This is a genomic window from Leptothoe sp. ISB3NOV94-8A (genome assembly GCF_043421595.1).
Lineage (GTDB): Bacteria > Cyanobacteriota > Cyanobacteriia > Phormidesmidales > Phormidesmidaceae > Leptothoe > Leptothoe turfae.
The window spans coordinates 5,444,413-5,456,956 of sequence record NZ_JAXSQW010000001.1 but is presented as its reverse complement, the minus strand read 5'-3'; the positions used below and the strand labels follow the sequence as shown (position 1 = coordinate 5,456,956).

Annotated in this window: 12 protein-coding genes and 1 pseudogene; 4 read left to right on the top strand and 9 right to left on the bottom strand. The window is 46.7% G+C overall.

Annotated elements, in window-relative coordinates:
* Nucleotides 1-65 precede the first annotated feature (65 nt).
* Nucleotides 66-494, bottom strand: coding sequence for a photosystem I reaction center subunit II PsaD (locus tag SPB21_RS23355; protein WP_163665834.1), 429 nt, complete (start codon nucleotides 492-494; stop codon nucleotides 66-68).
* A 365-nt stretch (nucleotides 495-859) separates the two neighbouring features.
* On the opposite strand from SPB21_RS23355, the gene SPB21_RS23350 reads away from it, so the two are divergent.
* On the top strand, nucleotides 860-1,660 hold the full coding sequence (locus tag SPB21_RS23350) for an ABC transporter permease (RefSeq protein ID WP_499867831.1): 801 nt from the start codon (nucleotides 860-862) through the stop codon (nucleotides 1,658-1,660).
* On the opposite strand, the gene SPB21_RS23345 is transcribed toward SPB21_RS23350, so the two are convergent.
* The 5 genes from SPB21_RS23345 to ychF all read right to left on the bottom strand — a co-directional run bounded on the left by SPB21_RS23345 (nucleotide 1,657) and on the right by ychF (nucleotide 7,494).
* Nucleotides 1,657-3,033: a Sll1247 family protein gene (locus SPB21_RS23345; protein ID WP_163701848.1), complete on the bottom strand. Its 1,377-nt coding sequence runs from the start codon at nucleotides 3,031-3,033 to the stop codon at nucleotides 1,657-1,659. The two genes, SPB21_RS23350 and SPB21_RS23345, sit on opposite strands and share 4 nt — an antisense overlap.
* 475 nt (nucleotides 3,034-3,508) lie before the next feature.
* Nucleotides 3,509-4,765: a 4-hydroxy-3-methylbut-2-enyl diphosphate reductase gene (locus SPB21_RS23340; protein ID WP_163701850.1), complete on the bottom strand. Its 1,257-nt coding sequence runs from the start codon at nucleotides 4,763-4,765 to the stop codon at nucleotides 3,509-3,511.
* A 191-nt stretch (nucleotides 4,766-4,956) separates the two neighbouring features.
* Nucleotides 4,957-5,802 carry a GDSL-type esterase/lipase family protein gene (locus tag SPB21_RS23335; protein ID WP_348918027.1) on the bottom strand — a complete coding sequence of 282 codons (846 nt, stop codon included), beginning with the start codon at nucleotides 5,800-5,802 and terminating at the stop codon, nucleotides 4,957-4,959.
* 123 nt (nucleotides 5,803-5,925) lie between these two features.
* The gene (locus SPB21_RS23330; protein WP_163665827.1) at nucleotides 5,926-6,399 is read right to left on the bottom strand and encodes a VOC family protein; all 474 of its coding nucleotides are present in this window, start codon (nucleotides 6,397-6,399) and stop codon (nucleotides 5,926-5,928) included.
* Between the two features lie 3 nt (nucleotides 6,400-6,402).
* On the bottom strand, nucleotides 6,403-7,494 hold the full coding sequence (ychF, locus tag SPB21_RS23325; RefSeq protein ID WP_163701853.1) for a redox-regulated ATPase YchF: 1,092 nt from the start codon (nucleotides 7,492-7,494) through the stop codon (nucleotides 6,403-6,405).
* Between the two features lie 328 nt (nucleotides 7,495-7,822).
* Between ychF and SPB21_RS23320 the strand changes: the two genes are divergently transcribed.
* The 3 genes from SPB21_RS23320 to SPB21_RS23310 all read left to right on the top strand — a co-directional run bounded on the left by SPB21_RS23320 (nucleotide 7,823) and on the right by SPB21_RS23310 (nucleotide 9,671).
* A complete protein-coding gene (locus SPB21_RS23320) occupies nucleotides 7,823-8,434 on the top strand; it encodes a hypothetical protein (protein WP_163665823.1) in 612 nt (203 codons plus the stop codon).
* Between the two features lie 85 nt (nucleotides 8,435-8,519).
* Nucleotides 8,520-9,125 (top strand): thylakoid membrane photosystem I accumulation factor, encoded by a 606-nt coding sequence (locus SPB21_RS23315; RefSeq protein ID WP_163665821.1) that lies wholly within the window; start codon nucleotides 8,520-8,522, stop codon nucleotides 9,123-9,125.
* 51 nt (nucleotides 9,126-9,176) lie between these two features.
* Nucleotides 9,177-9,671 carry a TrmH family RNA methyltransferase gene (locus tag SPB21_RS23310; RefSeq protein ID WP_499061587.1) on the top strand — a complete coding sequence of 165 codons (495 nt, stop codon included), beginning with the start codon at nucleotides 9,177-9,179 and terminating at the stop codon, nucleotides 9,669-9,671.
* A 113-nt stretch (nucleotides 9,672-9,784) separates the two neighbouring features.
* On the opposite strand, the pseudogene minE reads toward SPB21_RS23310, so the two are convergent.
* From minE to minC, 3 genes and pseudogenes are all read right to left on the bottom strand, one after another.
* Nucleotides 9,785-10,057: pseudogene (gene minE, locus SPB21_RS23305) on the bottom strand (cell division topological specificity factor MinE); the annotation flags it as partial.
* A 66-nt stretch (nucleotides 10,058-10,123) separates the two neighbouring features.
* The gene (gene minD, locus SPB21_RS23300; RefSeq protein WP_036018754.1) at nucleotides 10,124-10,918 is read right to left on the bottom strand and encodes a septum site-determining protein MinD; all 795 of its coding nucleotides are present in this window, start codon (nucleotides 10,916-10,918) and stop codon (nucleotides 10,124-10,126) included.
* Nucleotides 10,919-11,077: 159 nt separating this feature from the next.
* Nucleotides 11,078-12,169, bottom strand: coding sequence for a septum site-determining protein MinC (gene minC, locus SPB21_RS23295; RefSeq protein ID WP_348918023.1), 1,092 nt, complete (start codon nucleotides 12,167-12,169; stop codon nucleotides 11,078-11,080).
* Nucleotides 12,170-12,544: the final 375 nt, after the last annotated feature.

The following is a 12,544-nucleotide window of genomic DNA, read 5'->3' as shown; positions in this document are numbered from 1 at the left end:
CTGCCTCTTAAAGCCGTAACGGTTATTCTTCTAAACCAATGCAATAGGTGCAGTAGCTAAAATCCTTAAACCTCGTAGGGTTCCTTACCGCTAAACTTAATAGTCGCTGGGTTAGGATTACTCCCAATGTTGCGATCAATCTTGCCGCTGTAACCACGACCTTCGTTAACCTTCTCAGGAGGAACACCATCTGCCGGGTGCAAATAGGTAGTCTCACCAGTAGGTAAAACGCGATAAATTTTATAATCAGTAATTCTGGGCTTAAATTTGGTCTTGAGTTGACGGCTGAGAGCTAAGCACTGCTCTTTGCGAGCTAGATAAAGCATATTCTCGCCTGTGTTCATGATAGCTACACCACCAGTGGGCATCTCAAAGGGCTGTTCCTTTTTGCTGCTCCAGGTGATAACGTACTTTTCTTCCCGCTCAGCAGCGGAAAGTAGGCCACCAGTACTGCCACCAAAGATCGGAGTTTTGCCAGTAATTTCTTCAGACATGGAAATATTATCTCTCAACCTTATCGCTCACAAATTTATCACTGTAAATGACGTTGTTTACATTCTTTGTGAGGAAGCGTAATAGTTCTTCAGAGTTTAAATGTGGCTGTCTAAATCTGCTACATCCCATGACGATTAAAGGATTTCTAGCTTCACTGTTTTCTTCCCAGGAAAACACCATATCTAGTGGTAGTAACAAAGAACAATCATCAAATATGGTGAATTATTTATTTGGTGGAAAAAATTTATAGAATTTCTTGAGTAAGGTCAATAAGGTCAATATAGATACGTAATGAATATATGGGGAAAATGGCACCGTAACCATTGATAATAAAGACACATTTAAGATTTCGGATTTATAAGCTGTGAAAATATTCCGAGCTCGCACACTACAGACCCTGTTTGCAGACAGTTGGACCATTTTTTGGGGGGACTGGTTGGATTTGCGGGTGCGGATTCCTCAAGTGGCGGCATCAGGGTTGGTGTCTCCCCTTATCTATATTTTGGCGTTTGGGTTGGGGTTGGGGAGTTCTCTCGACCAAGCTGCCCGCCCCCCCGTAGGGGATAGCTATTTAGAATTTATTCTGCCTGGTATGGTGGCGCTATCATCCATGGTGATTAGCTTTGGTGGAACCACGTTCTCGATTTGTGGTGAGCGACTGTTTACGAGAAATTTTGAGGAAATGCTGCTGTTTCCCATTCATCCTCTAGCGATGCATTTAGGAAAGATGTTGGCAGGGATAGTACGTGGTTTGTTAACGGCTGGCTCAGTGATTTTGGTGGCCATCCTGTTTACCCGTGATGTATGGAGTTTCTTGCACCCACTGTTTTTATTGCTGCTAGTGCTGAATTGTGCGGTGTTTGCTGGTTTAGGGGTAATTGTTGGCTTAAATGTTAAGTCCTTGGAGAGCGTTGGACTCTTTAACAATTTTTTGATTGTACCGATGTCATTTCTGGGGGCGACATTTTTTGACCCATCTACGCTGCCCGCTGTGCTAAAGGGCATTGTTTATCTGCTGCCCCTCACCTATACAACCATTGGCTTACGGGCTGTAGCGTATCAACCCCTGAATGAGTTTCCTTGGTACTCGATTCCTGTGTTGTTGATAGTTGCGATCGCACTTTCCATGAATGGGGCCTATCAGTTTGCCCGCCAGCAAGACTAACTTGCGATCGCGTCCTGCATGGTGGGAGGCATAGTTGCGATTTCTAGTGGAGTTTGGGCTACCAAGTGTTGTTGTAAGGTCTCGTCCTCCATGATGCGCTGTTCAAGCTCTGCTGCAACTTGGTTAAAGTTCAGATGCTGATCTCGCAGTTGTGAAAAAATCCGATAGGTACTGAGGGGCGGCACAGTCGCATCGTCTGTGGAGATCTGCACTAAGTTGTAAAGAGTGCCGCTTGCATAGACTGCAAACGTAATGCGAAATACCTCAAAAAAGTTGATGACCCAGCGACAGTCTTCTTCTGAATAGGTTTCGTAATATCGAATTAAGCTAGCAATACGAAGCTCTAGATGAGATTGTACATTGGGACAAAATAGGGCAATTTTGAGCAATAAAATGACTAGCACCAGTGGGTTTCCTTGGGCTAGGAACATACTAAAGAATTTGGACGGTTGTACCCCATCTTCACAGGTAAGAATGTCAATGACTCGTTTGCAGGTACGTAAAATCAGAGCTTCTGTTAATAACTCCGAGTTATTGTGCCTGTAAATTGTCAAAACAGAGTCGGGTAATTTGTCTTTGAGGGCGCGAGTAATGGGGGTATTGGGGAGTGCATAGGCTAGATAGTGCAATAACGCCCGTTTAAATTCCCAGTAAGTCAGCTGCTGGCATTGTTTACGCAACAAATTTGCCAGGTTCTCATAGCCAAAACGACCTGGCTGCAACAGCAGCATCTTGATCAAATTAATGGCAGCTTCGCCTAATACCGTTGGGTTATCGATTGTTGTGGGCGGAGACTCCATCTGGGATTTGGCTGTATACATTGCCAGATCAAAGCGAAACTTTGACTTCAGCTGTGACGATAAGTGACGAGCGGCTTCGCGTTGTTCTAATGGGTTCTCTAGATTTAGATACTGAGGAGCCAATAAATAGGATGTATATCGATTGCTCCAATGTTCATGCTGTTCGTAGCGGGCTGCAAACAGTTTCAGATCATGAAAGTCTTGACTGGTAATAAAGTTCCGCATCCAAATGCGCAGTCGCTTGAGGATTAGCGAAAACCCAGGACGCATTAAAACTTGGTCATCAAACATCTTGATCAGAGCGCGGATGGCGTCTGGTTGGCGTTGAATGCCCCAGTTGTTAATTAGGATGTAGCAAACCCGTTTGAGGGTAAATAGAAACTGCTGTTCGCTGTTCGCAATGACTATAGAATATAGGGCGACAGGAAGCTCTGATTCAGTGGATGATTCTGTGTAATCCACAAAAAGACGACGAAATGTGGCCAAAACAACGTCAACAGGTTCCGTTTGGACACTGTAGAGAAAGAAATCGTATAAGACGTGTTGGGCGTTCTGGATATCTGTACGAACCATAGTCACCAGGAACTCAATCAGGAACTTACATATTGTCAGCTAAGTCTACCTAAAAGAATTAATGATTTTCGGATGTAATGGCACCCGTGTGCCTACTGAAGCACTGCCAAAGCTATTGAAAAGTATAAATCGAGACATAAGAGTGGGCTGGGATGTCTGCGTATGAATCATGAAATTGCTTTTTAAAAAGCATGGACTGCTCCCCAGAGGCTGCCGATAGGTTTTAATGTCGAAGCATTAAAATTGAACGGGTAAGCAACAATAAGACCCATATCTGCCCCTCAATGAGAAAATGGGAATAATCTGGTATACCCATCTTTCCATTCTAGGGAAAATCACTGGTGTGACGCCACTTAGAACGCCTAGCTTTGATTTGCTCCCTTTCGGTGTCCCTGTTGCTTGCACCAGGAGTACGATTGGAACTCATAGGTAACCTATTACTCAAAGGGTTAGCTTATTCACCGCAGCTAATCCCTTAGACGGATGGTTGTGCAACGACAGGAGCTGGTTGCTCTGCTTTGAGTTGAAATATGCGTTGAATGACCTGTGCCACTGACTTATCAGGGGTTGATGCGCCTGAGGTAATGCCGATCACAATTTTGCCAGTGGGCAACCAATCTTTAGAAACGGTTGGGGTTTGATGGAGTGGCTGATGCTCGATCTGGTTGCCAGGCCCTAAGCGCTGGGGACCATCGATGTGATACGACGGAATGTCACGCTCAATGGCAATTTCTTGTAGATGGGTCGTATTCGATGAATTGAAACCACCAATCACCACCATCAGATCCATGTCCATATCGACTAACTCAAACATGGCGTCTTGCCGTTCTTGAGTGGCGTCACAGATGGTGTTAAAGCTGGAAAAATGCTCATTAATGGCTTGAGGGCCATACTTTTTCAGCATGGTGCGTTCTAGCAGTTTGCCAATTTGTTCGGTTTCCCCTTTGAGCATGGTGGTTTGATTGGCAACGCCCACAGCGCCTAAATCTTGGTCAGGATCGAAACCTTGTGAATAGGCATTGGCAAATTTATCCAGAAACTCGGTGCGTTTGCGCAGCCTTTCCTCTGGAGAATTGCCGCTGTTAAGAATGTAGTTAGCAACGTACTGTGCTTCGTCCAGGTTGAGAACCACCAGGTATGTATTTGCGAAGGATTTGGTGGCTACGGTCTCTTCATGCTGGTACTTGCCATGGATTATGGAGGTAAATGCTTGTTTTTTATGCTTCTCTACGGACGTCCAGACCTTAGATACCCAGGGACAAGTGGTATCGACAATGGTGCAGTTAAGCTCGTTGAGGAGCTTCATTTCGTCAACACTGGCTCCAAAGGCGGGCAAAATTACCACATCACCCTGCTCAACGCCTGAAAAATCTTTTGTGCCGTCGATGACCTGGATAAACTGAACGTTCATTTCCTGGAGACGTTCATTGACACCGGGATTATGGATGATCTCGTTAGTAATCCAAATACGCTGGTTTGGAAAATGCTGGCGAGCTTCATAGGCCATGGCAATGGAGCGTTCTACGCCCCAGCAAAAACCAAAATCTTTAGCAAGCTTAATCGTTACATCGCCTTGAGTGTAGGTATAACCCTGGTTGCGGATAGTTTGAATGAGGTCGCTTTGGTATTCGTCATCCATTTGAACCGCAATTTGCTCTTTTTCTCCAAAGCCTTGATTGCGGTAGTAGTTATCGGATTTGTTGAGACTACGGCGAAATGCTCTGGTATCCATTGGTTTTACAAAGATGCAGCGAATGTACCTAGTCTACCGAAAAGGGGAATAGGGAGTGGGGACTAGGGAATAGGGAGTGGGGACTAGAGAGTAGAGATAAATTTCAATGCTTGAGTGGCCAAAGCTTTTAATACCCTTCAAAATTTATGTTGGGGTCTCAAACTGGGGTCTTTGCCCATTCCCTTGCTCACCTATGGCAATTCCAGTTGACTATAAAGTGCGATCGCAGCACGCCACACCAAATACCCTTCTCGGTTCAGGTGTAGGCCATCGGTCGTTAAATCCGGTCTCAGTTTGCCCTCACCGTTGGAGAAAATCGGATACAGTTCCAGATAGTAAGCATCGTAATCATCTGCGATGTTTTCTAAGGACTGATTCATGGCTCGAATCCGTTCGTTGGGCAATTCGAGTAACAGATGACGGCTTTCCCAGGTGGCGGTTTCTGCGCCATGGGGCAATATGGACTGAACTACCACTTGGGTATCAGGATGATTGGTGGCCAGATAGTCCATGATGTCGCGATAGTTGTTCAGGACATCTTGATCGCTTTGGCCCCAGATCAGATCATTAATACCAATCATCAAAAAGATGGTGTCGACATTGGCAACATCAAGCAGGTGTAGACGTGACAGTAGGGTGTAGGTTTTTTCGCCGGAAATCCCCTGATTCATCCATATCCGACGCCCAGGCAACAATTCTGCTGGAAACCACAAACTCAGCGAGTCACCTAGCAAAATAGTCAGGTGATCTGGGTTTTTATCAGCCATGGTCTCAATTTCTTGCCCCAACAGGCTGACCCACTGTTGGTAACTCAGACGCCGTCGATTCGGTTGAGTCTCTAGTGCTGCTGGTTCAATGGCAGATGTCGGATCAGTGGCATAGGCGGCATTCGCCTGCGGCAGGACTGTTGGGTCACCGCCGCCAGATTTGTCCTGCCAAATGACTAGCAGCGCAATAAATAATACCCCGTTCATCATCAGTGAGAGGGCGGCCCAATAAGGGATTGTCAACGGAGATTTCAGAAACCGATTTGCCACAACAGTATTCGAGCCAACGTATAAGGCGTTGGACAGATTCTAATCGGATCTGCCATGGATGGACAGCCTTTGGGAATAGATTTTTTCTGATAAATGCGTGGGATCGTCGCCAGGGCAGTAGACCTAAGTTTCAGAGATCCGTTGCACTTCGTAAAGGACTAGTAAATGGCCATCAAAGTCACAAACGGCCTGTTCTGTAAATTTGAGGTCGGGAGGGGTGTTAAAGGAACTCGCTTTAATGGGTGTTAAACCCAAGGACTGGATCTGGGGCAAGGCGGCAGCCAAGGAGGGAATGCGAATGACGGTAGCGCCACGGTGAGGCACAGGAGCTGGTGGCAAACAGCTGCCTTTAACCTCCGTGAGTGCCAAGGCGCGGGGCTCTTCCTCTGTGCTCAGGGCTGCGAACCGCAGCTGTGCGGTTGCTGGCAGCTGAAATGCTGAGTATAGATAGGAATCAGCATCCGCCTTGCCTACATAGTCGAGTTGGAAGCCCAAACAGTCACGATATAGTCTGAGGGACTGTTCCAAATCTGCCACTAATAGGCATGGGCGCTTGAGATGCAATCTTGATGGCACGGTCTTCTCCGCATTCACCATGGCCTAAACATTAAATCTAAAGAGCATGACATCCCCTTCTTGCACCACGTAGTCCTTACCTTCACTGCGCAATAGGCCTTTCTCTTTGGCAGCGTTCATAGAGCCGTGTTCTACCAGGTCCTTGTAAGCAATCGTTTCAGCCCGAATAAAGCCCCGTTCGAAATCGCTGTGGATAACACCTGCTGCTTGAGGGGCAGACATGCCTGCGTTGATCGTCCAAGCACGGGACTCTTGGGGACCAGTGGTGAAATATGTGCGTAACCCGAGCAAATCGTAGGTGGCTCGAATGAGGGATTTAAGTCCTCCTTCTTCCACTCCAAGTGCTTCTAGAAAGTCGATGCGTTCATCTTCTGGCAGCTCTAGGAGCTCTGCTTCGACTTGAGCGGAGATGGTGACTACCTGTGCATTTTCTTTTGCTGCCAGGGTTTTAATTTGCTCAACCCAGTCATTGCCCTCGGCAAGTTCATCTTCTGATACGTTCGCCCCATAGATAATGGGTTTGCGGGTTAAAAAACCTAAGGACTTAATGAGTAGTTCTTCGTCGTCTTCTAGCTCCACAAGGCGTGCTGATTTCCCTTCGGCTAGCACAGGCTGAATTTTTTCAAGCACAGCCAGTTCCGCTTGGGCTTCTGGATCTCTCCGTGCTTGTTTACGAACGCGCTCCATGCGGCGTTCAATTTGCTCTAGGTCAGCCAGGGCCAGTTCCAAGTTAATAATCTCGGCATCGCGCAGCGGGTCAATTGAGCCATCAACGTGAATAATGTCGTCATTTTCAAAACAACGCACTACATGGACAATGGCGTCTACTTCACGGATGTTAGCCAAAAACTGGTTGCCGAGGCCTTCACCTTTACTTGCGCCTTTGACAAGGCCAGCAATGTCTACAAATTCTATGCGTGCTGGAATCGTGTTTTCTGATTTGGAAATTTCGGTCAAGACAGCTAAACGAGCATCGGGCACTGCCACCACGCCAACATTGGGTTCAATGGTGCAGAACGGGAAGTTCGCTGCTTGGGCTTTTGCGTTTTCAACTAGTGCGTTGAAAAGGGTTGATTTACCTACATTGGGGAGCCCGACGATTCCAGCTCTAAGCATGGTCTCTAATTTTTATGAAGAAATTTCCATAGTCCAGCATAGGTCAAAGCGATAACCTTGGGGTTTGGGAAACTGTAATTCACGGATGCTCTGAATTAATCACTGTGGTTTTTGGTGTTAGAAACTCAAGATTTTAGCCAGATGTGGTCTATGCTTTGGCTAATGGGTATCTAGCACGTTAAGTCAAGATATTCCTAGTAAGTGTCTTGATGCTTGGCCTTCATTTTGTTTCTCCTGTTGTGAGCATGGAGATAGTTATAAGCCTCTGTTCTAATGATGGGACGAACGCTGTAAAATGCCAAAAATGCTGCGAAACTGGTGTAAATCAATGGTTTTTAGATTTGATCTTCAAGGACGTCAGGGTAGAGTGAAATCATTTTCAGCACTCGTGCTTTCAACATGTTTATTGCTCGGTCTCACCAGCTGTAACCGCGTGGGTGAGCGCACTAAAGATGTCATCAATGCGATTTCGATGCAAAACTTGTCCAATGGTCAGACGCTATTGAAAAACGAAGAGAGTGATGTGCAGCTAACGCTTCCTGCGGGATGGGTTGATGTCCAGACGTTGCGTCCTGATGCTGACTTATATGTTGCCCACGAAGATCGGACGATGTATGTCATGGTCTTGGCCGATCCTAAAAAGTCTGAGTTGGATGGGTTTCCCTTGGGTAATCATGCCCTCCAGTATCTAAGTTTTTTTGATAGAGGGTTGAGCCAGAAACAGCCTGATAAAGCGACAAATGTTACCTCGCTGAATGGCCTTAATGCTGTGCAGTATGAAATCCAAGGGAATGTGGACAATCAAGCTGTGACGTACTTACACACAACAGTTGAGGGGGAAAACAGCTATTTTCAGGTGGTTGGTTGGACAACTGCGCAAGCGTACTCTGAAGCCAAGGGTGAATTGCTGACTGTAATTGAAAGTTTTCGAGGTAGTTAGTGGTGTTCTTCCTATAGCTGCTGTGGGAGATAGTGTCCGTTCTGTGGCGTAATGGTAATAGTGTAGGCATTAAAACCAGGATGTTATGGGCAGTTTTGTGATTAGACAGTTGAGAGCAGTTGTCAATCATTCTTTAATAAAGCGTTGGGTGGTGTTTGGTATTGCGATCGCAACTTTCCTCATCCCCACCTTGTGCAATCCTGGTCACGCTTGGGCGAGCCTCACTGACGATAGATATGACGGCAATATTTTTGCCCTCTATGCGGGAAATGGAGCCATTGTGCCCCCCCGTGTCAACTTGGCGCAGTCCCTCAAGCAAGAAAAGCCAACGCTGCTGTTTTTCTATGTCGATGACAGCAGCGACTGCAAAGAATATTCGTTTGTCATTTCACAGCTACAGGCTCCCTATGGCAGGGTCGCTAATTTTGTACCTGTGATGGCTGATGCTGTGCCGTTAAAAGATTCATTTTCGCCTAATGAGTCAGGGTATTACTTCAAAGGTTCAGTTCCTCAAACTCTGGTGCTAGATGGTAGTGGTAAAGTGCGCTTTGACCAGACTGGTGCCGTTACCTATGAAGAGGTCGATGATGTTTTTAGGGAGGTGTTTGATCTGATGCCTCGTGAAGAATCTAAAGAGCTACGCCGCCGTGTTGTCAATGAATTAAACGTGGAGCTTGTGCCAGGGGATTAGGCATTCGTCCCTAACTATGCCCCTAACTATGGGGTTTAGCGGAGAGTGCCCATGACCCACAAGCATAGGGGGCATGTACCTAAATCAGTTCTGGACTTGGTTGTATGTGCATCACTGATCGAGAACACTACGAATCAGGCTGCCTTATGTCGTACCTGCGAAGTGTTAGGGGTGAACCGGCTGATTCTGCCTGCCCCTGATGTTTCCTGGGAGTTTCGTAAAATTTCGGCATCTGCACAGCGTTGGCAACCATTAGAGTATTGTCCACCAGAACAGCTGGACCAATGGTTAGCTCAGCAGAATGGCTATGTCCGTGTTGCTCTGACGGTAGGCGGTTCAGTCCAAACGTTGACAGACTACATGTTTCCGGCAAAAACCTTGTTAATATTGGGCCGTGAATTAACGGGTATTCCAGCTGATATTGCTGCTATGTGTGATGTGACTCTAACCATCCCCCAATATGGACGAGTGGAATCATTAAATGTACAGACGGCGGGTGCGATCGCAATCTACGAATACAATCGTCAATGGCGATCATCCAATTAATCCAAGGGAATGTCAGCCGTTTCTGAGGCCTCCTCAACCACCTGATCTAGATCAATGGCAGTATCTTCGAGTTCAAGATTAGGCTCCTTGGTTGCCTCTACCGGACTATCGGGCTCTAGTGGATTAGGCCGTATGCGTCGGATTGGTAAATTGGCCATCAATGCCGTTACCCGCTGGTCTGACTCTAGAGAGAATTCCAGACCATCAAAATCGATCTCTACATAACGCGAAACGACCTCTAAGATTTCTTTGCGCAGCTTTTCTAAGTTTTGGGGTGAGATGTCAGATCTGTCATGGGCCAAAACAAGCCGAAGGCGCTGTTTAGCCGTGTCACGGCTAACCGGTTCAGGGGTTCCAAAGAGTCTTTCTAGGAATTCACTAATCATGATCGTTTCCGATGAGGCGGATGGCAAAATCAACGGTCGCTGTCCATCAACCGTTTGAATAAAAAACTAGTTAAATAACTGACGTAATTTTTTTAAAAAGCTATCCTTTGGCACACTCAGATCCATGAGTGGGACTTTTTCTCCTTGTAGACGACGAGCAATGTTGGAAACAGCAGTACCTGCTTGAGAAAGATCCTTACTTAGGATGAGGGGTTCCCCATTATTAGTTGAGACTACCACCTGCTCATCATCGGGAATGACCCCTAGCAGTGGCACTGCCAAAATATCTTGCACATCCTTCACCGACATCATTTGCTCAGCTTCCACCATGGACGGCTTTAGTCGATTGATAATCAGTCGCATTGCCTTAACGTCATTGGCTTCTAAAAGACCAATTACCCGGTCAGCATCACGGACGGCAGAGATTTCAGGCGTGGTGACAATAATGGCTTCGCGGGCTGCTGCGATCGCATTGCGAAAACCCATCTCAATTCCAGCGGGGCTATCGATTAATACAAAGTTGTAGGCCTTGGTCAGGGCTCTGACCAGTTTTTTCATCTGCTCTGGGGTAATGGATTCCTTAGAGCGATTCTGAGCAGCAGGTAGCAGGGCTAAATTCGGCTGACGTTTATCTTTGACCAGTGCCTGATCGAGGCGGCATTCACCAGCCAGTACGTCTAGGGCTGTATAAACGATGCGATTTTCTAGGCCCAGCAGTAGATCTAGGTTACGTAACCCAAAGTCAGCATCAATTACTACGACGCGTTTACCTGACTTGGCTAGGGCCATTCCCAGGTTGGCCGTGCAGGTGGTTTTCCCAACGCCTCCCTTACCGGAGGTAATGACAATAATGCGGTTCATAGCCATGAATTAAATGGGCGATTGAGGACGGTGTGCGCGAAGGGTAGGGCTCAAGTAGGGCAATAATCGCACGTTGTGGCAAATTTTATGGGAAATTCTCCAGGGAATTTTTGTGGATCGCCCTATGCAAGTGCTTGAGTCTGTGCTGGAACCCTCTTTTCAAGGGACATTGAGGTGAATCTGGGCAAATTCGGATGCGATCGCAATCCGAATTTCTTCATTGCTAATATAAGCAACTTCTGGCTGATATAAGGCCGGTGGTTTTTCCGGTGCCCGAGCCACCTTATCGGCAATGCGTAGCTGTGTTGGTTGCATGTGCAATGCCATAATTCGGCAATCTGAATTACCATCTGAACCGGCATGGGCTATACCCCGCAGACGACCCCAAACAAAAATATCGCCTGCGGCGATCAAGGATCCCCCCGGATTCACATCACCTAAAACGACAATGGAACCTGGATGTCGAATTTCAGTTCCAGAGCGCACGGTCAACTGTATGTAGAGAGGCGTTTCCAGCGCTTTCCCTGGATCCCGGGAATCAGTCAGATGTTCTAAGGTTTGCTGATCTACGGAATAGCCTGCTGTGGCCGCCGCAACCGCCGTCTGTCGCCGCTGCGTATAAATACGCTTCATCCTTAGCTGAGCCGTTTGCAATAGCTCATCAAGTTCTTGCAGCTGACGATTATCGAGCAGTCGATCACGGGCAATTAGATGCACCGTTGTATTGGGTTGAAAGAAACGATTTTCAGAGTTAAGACGGCGAGAAAGCTGTTGACATAACTCGTCCCACTCCACCGGGGTGAACTTTTTCTCCGCTGCGGGAGACAGCATCAGTAGTAGTCGCCCTTGCTCGCTCTTAAAGGTAACCTGCTGTTTAGAGACGCTTTCTGACTGGTCTACCTCTAGGTCTAAAGACGATACATCGACCAAGGCGTCACCCTCGTCATTATTTTCCTCTTCAAATACATAGAGTTCTACATTTTGCGTTCTCTTTAACCGTGCAGACAGCGCGGAGCGGCTAGTTTGATCAGCCTCATGATCAGCCGTGACTGACGTTGCAGGGTCTAGCTGCGATGTCTGCTCAGACATATTCGACTGCTCAGATGTATCAGTATTAGTAGGCTCGTCTGGCTGGAGAGGACTATCGAAAACCTCTTGATTGGTTATATTTTTGCCTGCGCCGTTATCCATATTCGAGTTGGCTAAGAGTGCTTCTAGGACGCCTTTAACTACAGATAAAAAATCGACCACTCAGTGGTCACCGAAGAGCATAAACCACTATAGAGCCCAAACCTCTTTCTAATCAGCGCATGTTTGGATTGCCCTCAGGGTTTTCGATATTGATTGTCACATTGCTATTGAATGGGTCATAAGGTTGAACTCGACACATATTATGTTTGATTCGTTTTCATCTATTCCTTTTCAGGTGTATTTAAGAGTGAAGCTTGCCTGGAATGGGGCAAATATAGGGCGTTACTTCTTGAAAAATTAGGATATCTAGATATTTGTTGTTTATTCAGTACATCTTAAGTCGTCTGAATTTTTGGGTGACGACAAGATTATTGGTGGTTTACTACTAATGTTTCTGTAACTGACGGTTACATCCTGTGGCTTTTCGGTGGGCAC

What these genes read in the sequence shown, in the direction of transcription:
- SPB21_RS23355 (WP_163665834.1), bottom strand. Translation starts at nt 494, where the DNA reads ATGTCTGAAGAAATTACTGGCAAAACTCCGATCTTTGGTGGCAGTACT.
- SPB21_RS23345 (WP_163701848.1), bottom strand. Translation starts at nt 3,033, where the DNA reads ATGGTTCGTACAGATATCCAGAACGCCCAACACGTCTTATACGATTTC.
- SPB21_RS23340 (WP_163701850.1), bottom strand. Translation starts at nt 4,765, where the DNA reads ATGGATACCAGAGCATTTCGCCGTAGTCTCAACAAATCCGATAACTAC.
- SPB21_RS23330 (WP_163665827.1), bottom strand. Translation starts at nt 6,399, where the DNA reads ATGGTGAATGCGGAGAAGACCGTGCCATCAAGATTGCATCTCAAGCGC.
- ychF (WP_163701853.1), bottom strand. Translation starts at nt 7,494, where the DNA reads ATGCTTAGAGCTGGAATCGTCGGGCTCCCCAATGTAGGTAAATCAACC.
- SPB21_RS23320 (WP_163665823.1), top strand. Translation starts at nt 7,823, where the DNA reads ATGGTTTTTAGATTTGATCTTCAAGGACGTCAGGGTAGAGTGAAATCA.
- SPB21_RS23315 (WP_163665821.1), top strand. Translation starts at nt 8,520, where the DNA reads ATGGGCAGTTTTGTGATTAGACAGTTGAGAGCAGTTGTCAATCATTCT.
- SPB21_RS23310 (WP_499061587.1), top strand. Translation starts at nt 9,177, where the DNA reads ATGACCCACAAGCATAGGGGGCATGTACCTAAATCAGTTCTGGACTTG.
- minD (WP_036018754.1), bottom strand. Translation starts at nt 10,918, where the DNA reads ATGAACCGCATTATTGTCATTACCTCCGGTAAGGGAGGCGTTGGGAAA.